This is a genomic window from Streptomyces sp. cmx-4-9, assembly GCF_046548835.1.
GTDB lineage: Bacteria > Actinomycetota > Actinomycetes > Streptomycetales > Streptomycetaceae > Streptomyces.
Map to the genome: position 1 here is coordinate 575,184 of NZ_JAEBEE010000003.1, position 13,968 is coordinate 589,151.

10 protein-coding genes and 1 tRNA gene are annotated in these 13,968 nt (G+C 70.4%); 5 read left to right on the forward strand and 6 right to left on the reverse strand.

What is annotated here, in order from left to right:
- Nucleotides 1-21 precede the first annotated feature (21 nt).
- Complete coding sequence (locus tag ACLJTM_RS13575) at nucleotides 22-858, forward strand: META domain-containing protein (protein ID WP_411103758.1); 837 nt, start codon at nucleotides 22-24, stop codon at nucleotides 856-858.
- Nucleotides 859-960: 102 nt separating this feature from the next.
- On the opposite strand, the gene ACLJTM_RS13580 is transcribed toward ACLJTM_RS13575, so the two are convergent.
- Both ACLJTM_RS13580 and ACLJTM_RS13585 read right to left on the reverse strand, forming a co-directional pair.
- Entirely contained in the window at nucleotides 961-2,394 is a 1,434-nt protein-coding gene (locus ACLJTM_RS13580; RefSeq protein WP_411103759.1) for a sulfatase, read from the reverse strand.
- 116 nt (nucleotides 2,395-2,510) lie between these two features.
- Nucleotides 2,511-2,606 (reverse strand): putative leader peptide, encoded by a 96-nt coding sequence (locus ACLJTM_RS13585; RefSeq protein WP_361590194.1) that lies wholly within the window; start codon nucleotides 2,604-2,606, stop codon nucleotides 2,511-2,513.
- A gap of 148 nt (nucleotides 2,607-2,754) precedes the next feature.
- On the opposite strand from ACLJTM_RS13585, the gene purF reads away from it, so the two are divergent.
- Both purF and purM read left to right on the forward strand, forming a co-directional pair.
- Nucleotides 2,755-4,272: an amidophosphoribosyltransferase gene (gene purF, locus ACLJTM_RS13590; RefSeq protein ID WP_411103760.1), complete on the forward strand. Its 1,518-nt coding sequence runs from the start codon at nucleotides 2,755-2,757 to the stop codon at nucleotides 4,270-4,272.
- A 100-nt stretch (nucleotides 4,273-4,372) separates the two neighbouring features.
- A complete protein-coding gene (gene purM, locus ACLJTM_RS13595) occupies nucleotides 4,373-5,443 on the forward strand; it encodes a phosphoribosylformylglycinamidine cyclo-ligase (protein WP_411103761.1) in 1,071 nt (356 codons plus the stop codon).
- Between the two features lie 78 nt (nucleotides 5,444-5,521).
- Here the strand turns inward: purM and ACLJTM_RS13600 are convergent, their stop codons facing one another.
- Nucleotides 5,522-5,785, reverse strand: a complete 264-nt coding sequence (locus tag ACLJTM_RS13600) for a DUF3073 domain-containing protein (protein WP_411103762.1) — start codon at nucleotides 5,783-5,785, stop codon at nucleotides 5,522-5,524.
- A gap of 299 nt (nucleotides 5,786-6,084) precedes the next feature.
- Nucleotides 6,085-7,194, reverse strand: a complete 1,110-nt coding sequence (locus ACLJTM_RS13605) for a Leu/Phe/Val dehydrogenase (protein WP_411103763.1) — start codon at nucleotides 7,192-7,194, stop codon at nucleotides 6,085-6,087.
- A gap of 191 nt (nucleotides 7,195-7,385) precedes the next feature.
- Here ACLJTM_RS13605 and ACLJTM_RS13610 point away from each other — a divergent pair, with 191 nt between their 5' ends.
- Nucleotides 7,386-8,240, forward strand: coding sequence for a hypothetical protein (locus ACLJTM_RS13610; protein WP_411103764.1), 855 nt, complete (start codon nucleotides 7,386-7,388; stop codon nucleotides 8,238-8,240).
- A gap of 566 nt (nucleotides 8,241-8,806) precedes the next feature.
- The gene (gene bldC / locus ACLJTM_RS13615; protein ID WP_003949541.1) at nucleotides 8,807-9,013 is read left to right on the forward strand and encodes a developmental transcriptional regulator BldC; all 207 of its coding nucleotides are present in this window, start codon (nucleotides 8,807-8,809) and stop codon (nucleotides 9,011-9,013) included.
- A gap of 657 nt (nucleotides 9,014-9,670) precedes the next feature.
- Here bldC and ACLJTM_RS13620 read toward each other — a convergent pair.
- Both ACLJTM_RS13620 and hrpA read right to left on the reverse strand, forming a co-directional pair.
- Nucleotides 9,671-9,744: transfer RNA gene (locus ACLJTM_RS13620), tRNA-Asp, on the reverse strand.
- Between the two features lie 70 nt (nucleotides 9,745-9,814).
- Complete coding sequence (gene hrpA, locus ACLJTM_RS13625) at nucleotides 9,815-13,738, reverse strand: ATP-dependent RNA helicase HrpA (RefSeq protein WP_411103765.1); 3,924 nt, start codon at nucleotides 13,736-13,738, stop codon at nucleotides 9,815-9,817.
- Nucleotides 13,739-13,968 lie beyond the last annotated feature (230 nt).

Here is a 13,968-nt window from a genome sequence, read left to right on the forward strand (position 1 = left end):
GGGCCGCTCCGTCCCAGGAGCATGCGTACCTCCCGGCACGTCCACGACCGAACCCGTACCCGCATCCAGGCCCCCCTCGGCGCGGCCCTGGCGCTCGCCGTCGGCCTCGGTCTCGGCGGCTGCGCCGAGACCGGGCAGAGCGGGAGCAGCCCGAAGCAGGGGCCCCTGGGGTCCTGGGGCGTGGAGTCGCTGACCACCGGCGGCCGCACGCTGCACGCGCCCGACGCGGCCCGGGTCGACCTGACGCAGACCGAGGCCAAGGGCAACTACGGCTGCAACGGCTTCACGGCCCGCGTCGCCTTGGAAGGGGACGCCGCGCTGACCGTCACCCCGGGCCTCAGCACCACGATGGCCTGTGCGGACACCGAGTTCGAGACGGCTTTCGCCAAGCTGTTCCGCGGCAGGCTGAGCGTCGACCGCGGCCCGGACCGGCTGACGCTGAAGGCCGCCGACGGGAGCACCATCGCCATGACGACGAAGCCCCCGGCCCCGGACGCCCCGCTCACCGCGACGGAGTGGACGGTCGAGTCGCAGCTCGACGGCGCGGCGGCGGCCTCCCTGCCCGCCGAGGCGGCGGGCCGGGTGCGGTTCACCCTCGCCGCGGACGGCACGGCGAGCGGCACCCTCGGCTGCAACCGCTTCAGCGGCAAGGCCGTCGTCGAGGGCCGGTCGGTCACCTTCGGGTCGCTCACCTCGACCCGGATGGCCTGCGAGGGACCGGCCGGAGAGGTGGAGCGGAAGCTGACCGGACTCTTCGCCGCCGGCCCGCTCACCTGGGAGGTGCAGGGCCGCGCCCTGACCCTGACCGCGTCCGACGGCAGGGGCCTGACGGCCAAGGCGGCCTCCGCGGCGGAGTGATCCGCCGGCCGCCCGGCCGCAGGAGGTCCGAGTCCGGTCGCACGCAGGACTCGCACCCCTGCGGCCGGACGGCGGCGCAGGGCCACGACGGCCGGACGGCGGTCAGTTCGGGTACGGCAGCAGCCCCGCGTCCACGCGCTCCCAGGCCTCTCGCAGCCGGGCCAGCCGGGCGGGCTCCGCGGCCGCCTTGTCGGCCTGCTCCCGTACGTCGCCTGCCAGGTCGAACAGCTGGTCCCGGCCGGCCTTGCCGCGGTAGTACTTCCAGTTCCCGCGGCGCAGCGCCCGCTCCCCGCGCACCCGCCAGAAGAGGTCCCGCTCGGCTGGCTCCTCACCGCGCAGGAGGTATCCGGCCAGGCTCACGCCGTCCAGCGGGTAGGCCCGGTGCGGCCGGGTCCCGGCGAGCTCCAGCAGGGTCGCCGTCCAGTCCGGGCTGAACACCGGCACCCGGCTGACCTGGCCGCCGTCCAGCCGGGCGGGCCAGCGCGCGATGTTCGGCACCCGGATGCCGCCCTCCTGGAGGGAGGCCTTGTTGCCGGACAGGGGCCAGTTGTACGAGAAGCGCTCGCCGCCGTTGTCGCTGGAGAAGACCACCAGGGTGTCCTCCTCATGGCCGGAGCGCTTGAGTGCCTTCAGCACCTCGCCGACCGAGCGGTCCAGGTCCTCGACCATCTCCCGGTACTTCTCGACCGATCCGCCGTCCTGGTGCCACAGCGCGCGCCCGTCGCCCGCCTTGATCCGGCGGACGATCTCGGCGCTCTCCGCGGTGTCGCCCTCGGCGATCCACGGCCAGTGCGGGGTGGTGAAGTTGAGGTTCAGCAGCCACGGCTTCCCGTGGTGGTCGCGGGAGACGTACTCGCTCGCCTGCTCGGTGATGATCCGCGTGTAGTAGCGCAGGTCCTTGTAGGCGGCGTCGCCCTCGTACAGGTCGTACTCGCCGCCCAGGCCCAGCTTGGAGTAGTACTCCAGGGCCCCGCCGAAGTTGCCGAAGAACTCGTCCCAGCCGGACCTGGTCGGGCTGTAGTCGGGCAGGTATCCCGCGTGCCACTTGCCGATCAGCGCGGTGGCGTAGTCGGCGTCGCGCAGCAGGGAGGCCAGCGTGGGGTGGGTCGGCTCCAGCCCCGCCGACCTGTCGGCGATCGGCTCGGCCAGCCCGCCCGCGGTACGGCCCGGGTAGCGCCCGGTGTACAGGCTGAACCGGGTCGGCGAGCAGGTCGCGGAGCCGGAGTAGGCGTCGGTGAACCGGACGCCCTGACGGGCGAGGCGGTCCAGGTTCGGGGTCTTGATGTGCGGCGACCCGTAGGAGGACAGGTCGGCCCAGCCCAGGTCGTCGCCCAGGATGAACAGGATGTTCGGGCGGCGCGAACCTCGGCCCCGGGCGGCCCGGAACTCCTGTTCGCGGGGGCGGGCGGGGGCCGCGTCGCGGGGCTCGGAGGCTGCGGCCGGACCGGCGCCGAGCCCCACGGCCGTGGCGGCCGCGGTCACTCCGACGGCCCCGCCGAAGGCACGCCGGGACAGCTTGTTCTCATACGAAGACACAGGTACTCCAGGGCACGGTCCGGCCGCCGGCCCCGGGCGCGCGCGGGAACGGCGCGCGGCACGGCAGGGCAGGGCGGGGCGGAGCGGAAAGGGGAAAAGGAGAGGAGGAGTTGCGGCTACGCGAAGCAGCGACAGATGGCGCTCGCGACACGGACCAGGTCTACGTGGCGGCGCTCTACGAGGGTGACGGTTCGGTCACCGAGGGGCTGCATGGACCGAGAGCCTGTACGAATGACTTCGTATGTGTCAACAAGGTGATCCGCATACCGAGACGCGGGGGTTCGGTCACCCTCTGTGCTGTGACATTTCCCGGCCGTCCCCAATTCGGACCAGTGGTCGATCTCGCCTACACTCGGTGGCGTGCCTCGTGGTGATGGACGACTCAACCACGACCTGCTCCCCGGAGAGAAAGGCCCCCAGGACGCTTGCGGCGTCTTCGGTGTCTGGGCTCCGGGTGAAGAGGTCGCCAAGCTCACCTACTTCGGACTGTATGCACTGCAGCACCGCGGACAAGAGTCCGCGGGAATCGCTGTGAGCAACGGTTCCCAGATCCTCGTCTTCAAGGACATGGGCCTCGTTTCCCAGGTCTTCGACGAAACCTCTCTCGGCTCGCTCCAGGGTCATATCGCGGTCGGTCACGCCCGCTATTCGACCACCGGGGCCTCCGTCTGGGAGAACGCCCAGCCCACCTTCCGCGCGACCGCCCACGGCTCCATTGCCCTGGGTCACAACGGCAACCTGGTGAACACCGCCGAGCTCGCCGAAATGGTCGCGGACCTGCCCCGTCAGGACGGCCGTGCCACGCAGGTGGCGGCCACCAACGACACCGACCTGGTCACCGCCCTGCTCGCGGGGCAGACCGACGAGGACGGCAAGCCCCTGACCGTCGAGGAGTCGGCCGCCAAGGTCCTCCCGCAGGTCAAGGGAGCCTTCTCGCTCGTCTTCATGGACGAGGGAACCCTCTACACCGCCCGTGACCCGCAGGGCATCCGCCCGCTGGTCCTCGGCCGCCTGGAGCGCGGCTGGGTGGTCGCGAGTGAGACCGCCGCCCTCGACATCTGCGGCGCCAGCTTCGTCCGCGAGGTCGAGCCGGGCGAGCTCATCGCGATCGACGAGAACGGCCTGCGCACGTCGCGCTTCGCAGAAGCAAAGCCCAAGGGCTGTGTCTTCGAGTACGTCTACCTGGCGCGCCCGGACACCGACATCGCCGGCCGCAACGTGTACCTCTCGCGTGTCGAGATGGGCCGGCGCCTCGCCAAGGAGGCCCCGGTCGAGGCCGACCTGGTGATAGCGACGCCCGAGTCCGGCACGCCGGCCGCCGTCGGCTACGCCGAGGCCAGCGGGATCCCGTACGGCTCCGGCCTGGTCAAGAACGCCTACGTCGGCCGGACCTTCATCCAGCCCTCGCAGACGATCCGCCAGCTCGGCATCCGGCTGAAGCTCAACCCCCTCAAGGAAGTCATCCGGGGCAAGCGCCTGGTGGTCGTCGACGACTCGATCGTCCGCGGCAACACCCAGCGCGCCCTGGTCAAGATGCTCCGCGAGGCCGGCGCGGCGGAGGTCCACATCCGGATCTCCTCGCCGCCGGTGAAGTGGCCGTGCTTCTTCGGCATCGACTTCGCCACCCGGGCCGAGCTGATCGCCAACGGCATGACGGTCGACGAGATCGCCACCTCCATGGGCGCGGACTCGCTCTCCTACATCTCGCTCGACGCGATGATCGAGGCGACCACCATCCAGAAGCCGAACCTCTGCCGGGCCTGCTTCGACGGCGAGTACCCGATGGAGCTGCCCGACCCGCAGCTCCTGGGCAAGCAGCTCCTGGAGACCGAACTGGCCGGCGGCAAGGACGCCGCCGACGCGCTCCGCCGCCCGTAGGGCCGCCGAGACCCGCTCCACCTGCGCCGGGCCCTGCCTTTCCAGCTTCTCCCAGGGCCCGGCACCACACGCAGCAACGACACGAAAGCTCTCTCCTGTCATGACAGAGAAGACCACCGGTGCCAGCTACGCAGCCGCGGGCGTCGACATCGAAGCGGGAGACCGCGCCGTCGAGCTGATGAAGGAGTGGGTGAAGAAGACGCAGCGCCCCGAGGTCCTCGGCGGCCTCGGCGGCTTCGCCGGCCTCTTCGACGCCTCCGCCCTCAAGCGCTACGAGCGCCCGCTGCTCGCCTCGGCCACCGACGGGGTGGGCACGAAGGTCGACATCGCCCGCCAGCTCGGCGTGTACGACACCATCGGCCACGACCTCGTCGCGATGGTCATGGACGACATCGTCGTCTGCGGCGCCGAGCCGCTCTTCATGACCGACTACATCTGCGTCGGCAAGGTCCACCCCGAGCGTGTCGCGGCCATCGTCAAGGGCATCGCCGAGGGCTGCGTCCTGGCCGGCTGCGCCCTGGTGGGCGGCGAGACCGCCGAGCACCCGGGCCTGCTGGGCCCCGACGACTTCGATGTGGCGGGCGCCGGAACCGGTGTCGTCGAGTACGACCGGCTGCTCGGCGCGGATCGCATCCGTACGGGTGACGCCGTCATCGCGATGGCGTCGTCCGGCCTTCACTCGAACGGGTACTCGCTGGTCCGCCACGTCCTCTTCGACCGGGCCGGGATGTCCCTGGACCAGGAGGTCGCCGAACTCGGCCGCACCCTGGGCGAGGAACTCCTCGAACCGACGAAGATCTACTCGCTCGACTGCCTCGCCCTCACCCGTACGGCCGAGGTGCACGCCTACTCGCACATCACCGGCGGCGGTCTCGCGGCCAATCTGGCGCGGGTGATCCCGGACCACCTGCACGCCACGGTCGACCGGTCGACCTGGGCGCCCGGTGCGATCTTCGATCTGGTGGGCACGGCGGGCCGGGTGGAGCAGCTGGAACTGGAGAAGACGCTCAACATGGGCGTCGGCATGATGGCCGTCGTCCCGGGCGAGTCGGTGGACGTGGCCCTGACCGCGCTGGCCGACCGCGGCGTCGACGCCTGGGTCGCGGGCGAGATCCTGGACCGCGGCGACCACGCGGAGGGCGCCACCCTCACCGGTTCCTACGCGAGCTGAGCAGCACGGAAACCCGGCCCGGGGCGATGCCCCGGGCCGGGTTTCTCGTTGTGTGACCTGTGCAGACGCCTCAGGGCGTCAAGCGCCTCGTCGCTGCGGCGACGGACCGGACTCATCGTCCTCGTCGTCGTCATCGCCGTTGTACAACTCTGCGTACTTGGCGTACGGGTCGTCGTCGTCATCCAGATCGTCATCGACTTCGACCGGCTCGCTGATAGGCAGCGGCTCCGTCGGCGATGCGCCCAGCTCATTGGCCAGACGTGAGAGGTCAGTCCCGCCGCTGTTGTACTTCAGCTGGCGGGCGACCTTTGTCTGCTTGGCCTTGGCCCGGCCGCGCCCCATGGCTCGACCCCCTCGGTGACGGGGCTCGACGGCCCCAGAGTCTGACACGCGTTCATGGTTCGGAGCGGGCTCTCCGTGAAGAGACCGTCCGTAGGGGTTTAACGGTACCTGCTTCCGAGGCCATACGGTACGCCGCCCGCATGACGTGCCCCGGTGCAGAACCAGTAAGGCGCCCCGTCCTCGCTGGTCAGCTGCGATTTTAACCCGTTCCGGGCGGGCGACCCGCCGAAGTGCAGTGAGTTCCGTCTCCCCGCAACCCCGGCGGGCGCACGCACGGGCCCCCGAGGGCCCCGTGGGGCCTAGACCGCGCGGGCGGCGCGGGCGTCGGCCATGCGCTGCTCGGCGATCCGGTCGGCGGCCGCGGCCGGCGGGATGCCGTCCGCCTTCGCACGAGCGAATATGGCCAGAGTGGTGTCGAAGATCTTCGCGGCCTTGACCTTGCACCGGTCGAAGTCGAAGCCGTGCAGCTCGTCGGCGACCTGGATCACGCCGCCCGCGTTCACCACGTAGTCGGGGGCGTAGAGGATCCCGCGGTCCGCGAGGTCCTTCTCGATGCCCGGGTGGGCGAGCTGGTTGTTCGCCGCGCCGCAGACGACCCTGGCGGTGAGGGCCGGGACCGTCTCGTCGTTCAGGGCGCCGCCGAGTGCGCAGGGGGCGTAGATGTCCAGCCCCTCCACGCGGATCAGGGCGTCCGTGTCGGCGACCGCGGTGACCTTGCCGGGGTGCTTGTCGAGGATCCGCTGGACCGACTCCTGGCGGGGGTCGGTGATCACGACCTCGGCGCCGTCCTCCAGAAGGTGCTCGACCAGGTAGTGGCCGACCTTGCCCACGCCGGCCACGGCGACCTTGCGGCCGCGCAGGGTCGGGTCGCCCCACAGGTGCTGGGCGCTGGCGCGCATGCCCTGGAAGACACCGAAGGCGGTGAGCACCGAGGAGTCGCCGGCGCCGCCGTTCTCGGGGGAGCGGCCGGTCGCCCACCGGGTCGCGCGGGACACGACGTCCATGTCCGCCACGTAGGTGCCGACGTCGCAGGCGGTGACGTAGCGCCCGCCGAGCGATTCCACGAACCGGCCGTAGGCCAGCAGCAGTTCCTCGGTCTTGATGACCTCGGGGTCACCGATGATCACGGCCTTGCCGCCACCGAGGTCGAGACCGGCGAGGGCGTTCTTGTACGACATGCCGCGTGCGAGGTTCAGCGCGTCCAGGACGGCCTCCTCGTCGGAGTCGTAGGCGTGGAAGCGCGTACCGCCGAGGGCGGGGCCCAGAGCGGTGGAGTGGATCGCGATGACGGCCTTGAGTCCGGTGGCCCGGTCCTGGCACAGCACGACTTGCTCGTGGCCGCCCTGCTCCGTGCGGAACAGGGTGTGCAGGACGCCGTCGGTCATTTCGGTCACGGTGGTGACTCCCATGGGAGAGATGCGGCGGGATGACGCCCGCCCTGCGGGTGGGGGAGGGCGCGCTGGGAGCAGCGTAAGACCTGCGGGCCGGAAGCGGTTGACCAGTCCGAGGATCGGAACCCTCCCGGAGTACGGGCGCCCGCGCGCGCAGGCCGGGGCGTCTGCGAGGTGAAGGCGGCCCGCAAAGAGGGGAGGACGAGAGCGTGAGCGAATCCCCCGATCCCCTGCTGCCCGCCGCGCGTTCGGCGCCGGCCGTCCCCTACGCCTCCTACCTGCGCGTCTACGAACCGCTGGCGGCCTTCGCGGAGCCCGAACGCACCCACTGGGCCGCCTACGCCCGGCGCGGGCGGACTCCCACGGCGCAGGACGAGCTGCGCCGGTCGCTGGCGGACCTGGTCCGGGTGCCCGTGGTGGGGGTCCCGGCGCAGGAGAGTGCGGACGCCTTCACCGCGGAGGCGGGCGGGGTCCTGCTCATCTGCCCGTGGCGGACGCGGCTGCGGGGCTGGCTCGCGCTCCAGGAGCTGGTGGAGTCGTTCCCGCGCCCGGTGCTGGACGCCGCACTGCCGCCGGCCGCCCGCCGCCTGGCGACCGAGGAGTACGAACGCTGGCGCGAGCGGAACCCGGACGCGCGCCCCTGGATCCGTACGGGGGTGTGGCAGGTGCCGCTGCGCTGGTTCGTGCTGTTCGCGGACGAGGAACGGGAGTACCTGCCGGGCGAGCGGCTGCGCTACCGGACGCCGATGGTCCAGGCGCGGCGCCGGCTGGCCCGCGCCCTGCGGACGCTGCGTGAGGCGGAGGGGTACGGGATGCTCGCCGAAGGGCTGGTGGAGGTCGGCAGCTGGCTGGAGGAGTTCCACCCGCGCTCGATGGTCGAGCTGGACTACGGCGGGCTGCTGTACGCGCTCCCGGCGGAGCGGCTGGCGGCCGACCGCTCGGCGAAGGACCTGGCGGCGGGGATCGCGGCGCTGCGGGCGGGGGACACGGAGGGCGCGCAGGAGGCGTACGGGGAGCTGGCGGAGCGGTGGCGGGCGGTGCGGGAGCGGCTCTTCGCCAATTAGGGAAAAATCTTGCCGGAGCCCCCGCCGGGCGCCGGGGGCACCGAACGTACCGTGGCGTATCGGTCGATCGGCCATAACTGGCTGATCAGGGGCTTGATCACTACATTTGGGTCCTGGTACCGGGACCTACGTCCCGATACGGGCCATTGGCCCAAGCGTGACGGACCGCACTAACTTCACCCTTGCGCCCTTCCCCTACCCTCGTGCCAAAATAGGACAAGGAGTCCGGGGAGGGTTCCTTCCGTCCAACTAAGGGCGGAATGCTCGGCATTGCGCTCTACGGGGGGTCTGACGACTCCTGATCGCTCTGTGACTGATCGTTACAGTGAGGTGACTGTCCGTTATGGGGCGGTCCATTGGCTTCCGCCGCTGATGAACACCTCGGAGGGCAATTCCGTCGGTTTGGCCCTTGGGGCTGGACGGATGGTGTAGTTGTAGTGCCGAGGACAAGCCGTTCGTCCTATAACCGACTCGGCCCGCGTCTGTCCATTTCGGGCAACGCGGGCCAAGGTGCAGAATTTAGAGGAAAGAACCGAGATGGTTCGGTTCTCCCGAGGAGGCCGCTCATGACCGCTCGCACCCCTGATGCCGAGCCGCTGCTGACCCCGGCTGAGGTTGCCACGATGTTCCGCGTGGACCCGAAGACGGTCACCCGCTGGGCCAAGGCTGGCAAGCTCACGTCCATCCGCACCCTGGGTGGACACCGCCGTTACCGCGAGGCTGAGGTTCGCGCACTGCTCGCGGGAATTCCGCAGCAGCGCAGCGAGGCCTGAGGCCTCGCAACACCCCGTTTTAAACGGGTTTGAATCGGGTCCCCCAATCCGATGAAACCCACTGTGCTTCATACGGCCGGACCTGCCCCAACAGGTTCCTCAGCCGTTGATCGCGCTGGACTCCGCCGGGTCCAGCGCGATTTTTTCATGCCCAGGTCAGGGCCTTGCCGGGCCTGGACGGGGCTTCCTCGGGCGGGCCAGGGGCTCGTTTTGGGGGGAGGTGCCATTGCACATATTAAATCGAGCGTGCGTATGGGTGTGATAAAAGTACCCGTCTCAAAAACTCATGCGGTGACACCCGTCACAGATGATCACTCTTGTATGTCCGGCATGGCACCCGTAAGGGGATCTGCCCGTGCGGGACGCCTCATGCGTAAGGGGGATTCTCCGCCTCCGCGCCGCCTCCGCGCCGCCTCCGCGCCGCCTCCGCTCCCGCCCGCCGCGGTGCTGCCGGCAGGCGCCGGGCGGGAGGTGGGCGCCTGGCCTGCCCGGCCCGTTCAGGCCGTCGGGGCGATGCGGGCCACCCCGGGCCCCTCCAGGGCCCCCAGACGGCCCCTCAGGCCCCTGCGACCCCCCGGGCCCCGCCAGGAGAGCGCGTACGGCCGCCCAACGCGTCAGGGCCCGCATCCCTGGGGGATGCGGGCCCTGACGTTTCTGCGAACCTGACGGGACTTGAACCCGCGACCTCCACCTTGACAGGGTGGCGAGCTAACCAACTGCTCCACAGGTCCTTGACTTGCTGCCGATTGCCCGGCTGCGAATCCGACTGTACAGCAGGTCAGGGGGTGCAGTCGAACCCGATCAAGGGGCCGCCGCCGTCACGGCCTTCACGATCCTCTTGTCGGAGATCGGATAGGCCGTCCCGAGGGCGTGCGCGAAGTAGCTGACCCGCAGTTCCTCGATCATCCAGCGGATGTCGGTCACCGAGGAGGGCACCGGCCGACCCTTCGGGAGCTGTTCCAGCAGCCAGGCGTACTCGTCCTGCATCTCGTGGACCTTCTCCATGCGCGTGGTGTCGCGCTGGACGCCCGTGGGCATCTGCTGGAGCCGGCGGTCCACCGCCACCAGGTAGCGCATCAGGTCCGGCAGCCGGCGCAGTCCGGTCAGGGTCACGAAGCCCGCCGGCACGAGGGCCGCGAGCTGCGCCCGTACGTCCTGGAGGTTCGCGAGCAGGGCGGGGCTGTGGGTGGCCTTCAGCCGGCGCTCGCAGGACTGCCAGGCGGCCAGCACCTGCTGGACCTGGGCGACGGTCCGCACGGTGGTGTCCACCAGGTCGGCGCGGACCGCCTCGTAGAGCGCGCGGAATCCCGCCTCGTCCCATGCGGGTCCGCCGTGGTCGGCGATCAGCCGGTCGGCCGCCGCGGTCGCGCAGTCGTCGAACAGCGCCTGGATGGAACCGTGCGGGTTCCGGGACAGGGCCAGCTTCTGCTGGTTGGTCAGATGGTCGGAGGCGAACTTGGCCGGGTTCACCGGGATGTTCAGCAGGATCAGCTTCCGGGTGCCGAGCCACATGGCCTGCTGCTGCTCGGCCTCGGTGTCGAAGAGTCGTACGGAGACGCTCGTGCCCGCGTCCACCAGCGCCGGGTACGCCTTCACCGGCTGGCCCGCGCGCCGGGTCTCGAAGACCCGGGTCAGCGTGCCGATGGTCCACTGCGTCAGCCCGGTCCGCTCCACCGACTCGCCGCCCGCCCGCTCGGCGGTGGCCGCGGCGGCCTGGGAGAGGGCCTGGCGGGCCTTGGGCCGCAGCCGCAGCCGCAGGGCCTCCAGGTCCTTGTCCTCGGCGAGGTTCCTGCGGCGCTCGTCGACGATCCGGAAGGTGATCTTCAGGTGGTCGGGGATCCGGCTCAGGTCGAAGTCCTCGGCCGTCACCGGGACCCCGACCATCCGCTGGAGCTCGCGCGCCAGCGTCACCGGCAGCGGCTCCTGGAGGGGCACGGCCGTGTCCAGGAAGCGGGACGCGAAGTTCGGCGCGGGCACGTAGTGCCGGCGGATCGGCTTGGGCAGCGAGCGGATCAGCTCGGTGACGACCTCTTCCCGCAGCCCGGGGATCTGCCAGTCGAAGCCCTCGTCGGTGACCTGGTTGAGCACCTGGAGCGGGATGTGGACGGTCACGCCGTCCGCATCCGCACCCGGCTCGAACTGGTAGGTCACCCGGAACTTCAGCTGCCCCTGCCGCCAGGTGTCCGGATAGTCGGCCTTGGTGACCCCGGCCGCCTTCTCGGTCAGCAGCATCTCCCGCTCGAAGTCGAGGAGTTCGGGCTCCTCGCGCTTCTTGTGCTTCCACCAGGAGTCGAAGTGCGCCCCGGAGACCACGTGCTCGGGGATCCGCTGGTCGTAGAAGTCGAAGAGGGTCTCGTCGTCCACCACGATGTCCCGGCGCCGCGCCCGGTTCTCCAGCTCCTCCACCTCGGTGAGGAGCCGGCGGTTGTCCGCGTAGAACTTGTGGTGGGTCCGCCAGTCGCCCTCGACCAGTGCGTTGCGGATGAACAGCTCGCGCGAGACCTCGGGGTCGATCCGCCCGTAGTTGATCTTCCGCTGGGCCACGATCGGCACGCCGTACAGCGTGACCTTCTCGTACGCCATCACGGCCGCCTGGTCCTTCTCCCAGTGCGGCTCGCTGTAGGTGTGCTTGACCAGGTGCTGCGCGAGCGGCTCCACCCACTCCGGTTCGACCTTGGCGTTGACCCGGGCCCACAGCCGCGAGGTCTCCACCAGCTCGGCGGACATGAGGAACCTGGGCTGCTTCTTGAAGAGCGCCGAACCCGGGAAGACCGCGAACTTGGCCGACCGCGCGCCCAGGTACTCGTTCTTCTCGGTGTCCTTCAGGCCGATGTGCGACAGCAGTCCCGCGAGCAGCGAGACGTGGATGCTGTGCTCGGGGGCGTCGGCCTCGTTGACGTGGATGCCCATGGTCTTGGCGACCGTGCGCAACTGCGCGTAGATGTCCTGCCACTCGCGGATCCGCAGGAAGTTCAGGTACTCCTGCTTGCACATCCGGCGGAAGGAGGAGGAGCCGCGCTCCTTCTGCTGCTCCCGGACGTAGCGCCACATGTTGAGGAAGGCCAGGAAGTCGCTGGTCTCGTCCTTGAACCGGGCGTGGTTCTGGTCGGCCTGGGTCTGCTTGTCCGAGGGCCGCTCGCGCGGGTCCTGGATGGACAGGGCCGCCGCGATGACCATGACCTCGCGGACGCAGTTGTTCTTGTCGGCCTCCACGACCATGCGGGCCAGCCGCGGGTCCACCGGCAGCTGGGAGAGCTGGCGGCCCATCGGCGTGAGCCGCTTGCGCGCGTCCTTCTCCGCCGGGTCCAGTGCACCCAGCTCCTGGAGCAGCTGCACGCCGTCGCGGATGTTGCGGTGGTCCGGCGGGTCGATGAAGGGGAACTTCTCGATCTCGCCGAGGCCGGCCGCGGTCATCTGGAGGATGACGGAGGCCAGGTTCGTGCGCAGGATCTCGGCGTCGGTGAACTCCGGGCGGGCGTTGAAGTCGTCCTCGGAGTACAGCCGGATGCAGATGCCGTCGGAGGTACGGCCGCAGCGTCCCTTGCGCTGGTTGGCGCTGGCCTGGGAGATCCGCTCGATGGGCAGCCGCTGCACCTTGGTGCGGTGGCTGTAGCGGGAGATGCGGGCGGTGCCCGGGTCGATGACGTACTTGATGCCCGGGACGGTCAGCGAGGTCTCGGCGACGTTCGTCGCGAGGACGATCCGGCGGCCGGTGTGCTGCTGGAACACCCGGTGCTGCTCGGCGTGCGAGAGGCGTGCGTAGAGGGGCAGGACCTCGGTGAAGCGCAGGTTCCGTTTGTTCAGGGCGTCCGCGGTGTCGCGGATCTCCCGCTCACCGGAGAGGAAGACCAGCACGTCGCCCGGCCCCTCGGCCTGGAGTTCGTCCACGGCCTCGCAGATCGCGGTGATCTGGTCCCGGTCGCTGTCCTCGGAGTCCTCTTCGAGGAGCGGCCGGTAGCGGACCTCGACCGGGTACGTGCGCCCGCTGACCTCGACGACCGGCGCGTCCCCGAAGTGCCGCGAGAACCGCTGCGGGTCGATGGTCGCCGAGGTGATGACGACCTTCAGGTCGGGGCGCTTGGGCAGCAGTGTGGCCAGGTAGCCGAGCAGGAAGTCGATGTTCAGGGACCGCTCGTGGGCCTCGTCGATGATGATCGTGTCGTAGGCGCGCAGCTCGCGGTCCGTCTGGATCTCGGCGAGCAGGATGCCGTCCGTCATCAGCTTCACGAAGGTCGCGTCCTGGTCCACCTGGTCGGTGAACCGGACCTTCCAGCCGACGGTCTGCCCGATCTCGGACTTCAGCTCCTCGGCGATGCGCTCCGCGACCGTGCGGGCCGCGATCCGGCGCGGCTGGGTGTGCCCGATCATGCCCCGGACCCCGCGGCCCAGCTCCATGCAGATCTTGGGGATCTGCGTGGTCTTGCCGGAGCCCGTCTCGCCCGCGACGATCACGACCTGGTGGTCGCGTATCGCCTCGGCGATCTCGTCCTTCTTCTGGCTGACGGGCAGGTTCTCGGGATACGTGACCTCGGGCATGCGCGCGGCACGGCCGGCCAGTCGCGCGGCGGCCTTCGAGGCCTCCGCGGCGATCTCGTCGAGCACGGCCTGCCTGGCCTCGGGCTTGCGGATGCGGCGGGCGCCCTCAAGGCGGCGGCCGAGGCGGTGCGCGTCACGGAGGGAGATCTCACCGAGAAGCGTCTGCAGGGCGGCGAAGGAAGTAGACATACCTGGTCGAGGATCTCACCTGGGCCCTCGCGGTGGCGAACGCATTTGTGGGGCGGACCCCTCCCATTTCGGGACGAGTCCACCGTCGGCCTTCCGTGACGGGCACCACGTGCGCCCCGCAGCCGCGGGCCCGGTGCAGTGGCGCCACCCGGGCGGACGACGCGGGCGGAGCGGACGGCTCGGGGCGGGGGGCCGGGGCGGGAGGCCGGGGGAAGCCGAAAGGCCCCGTC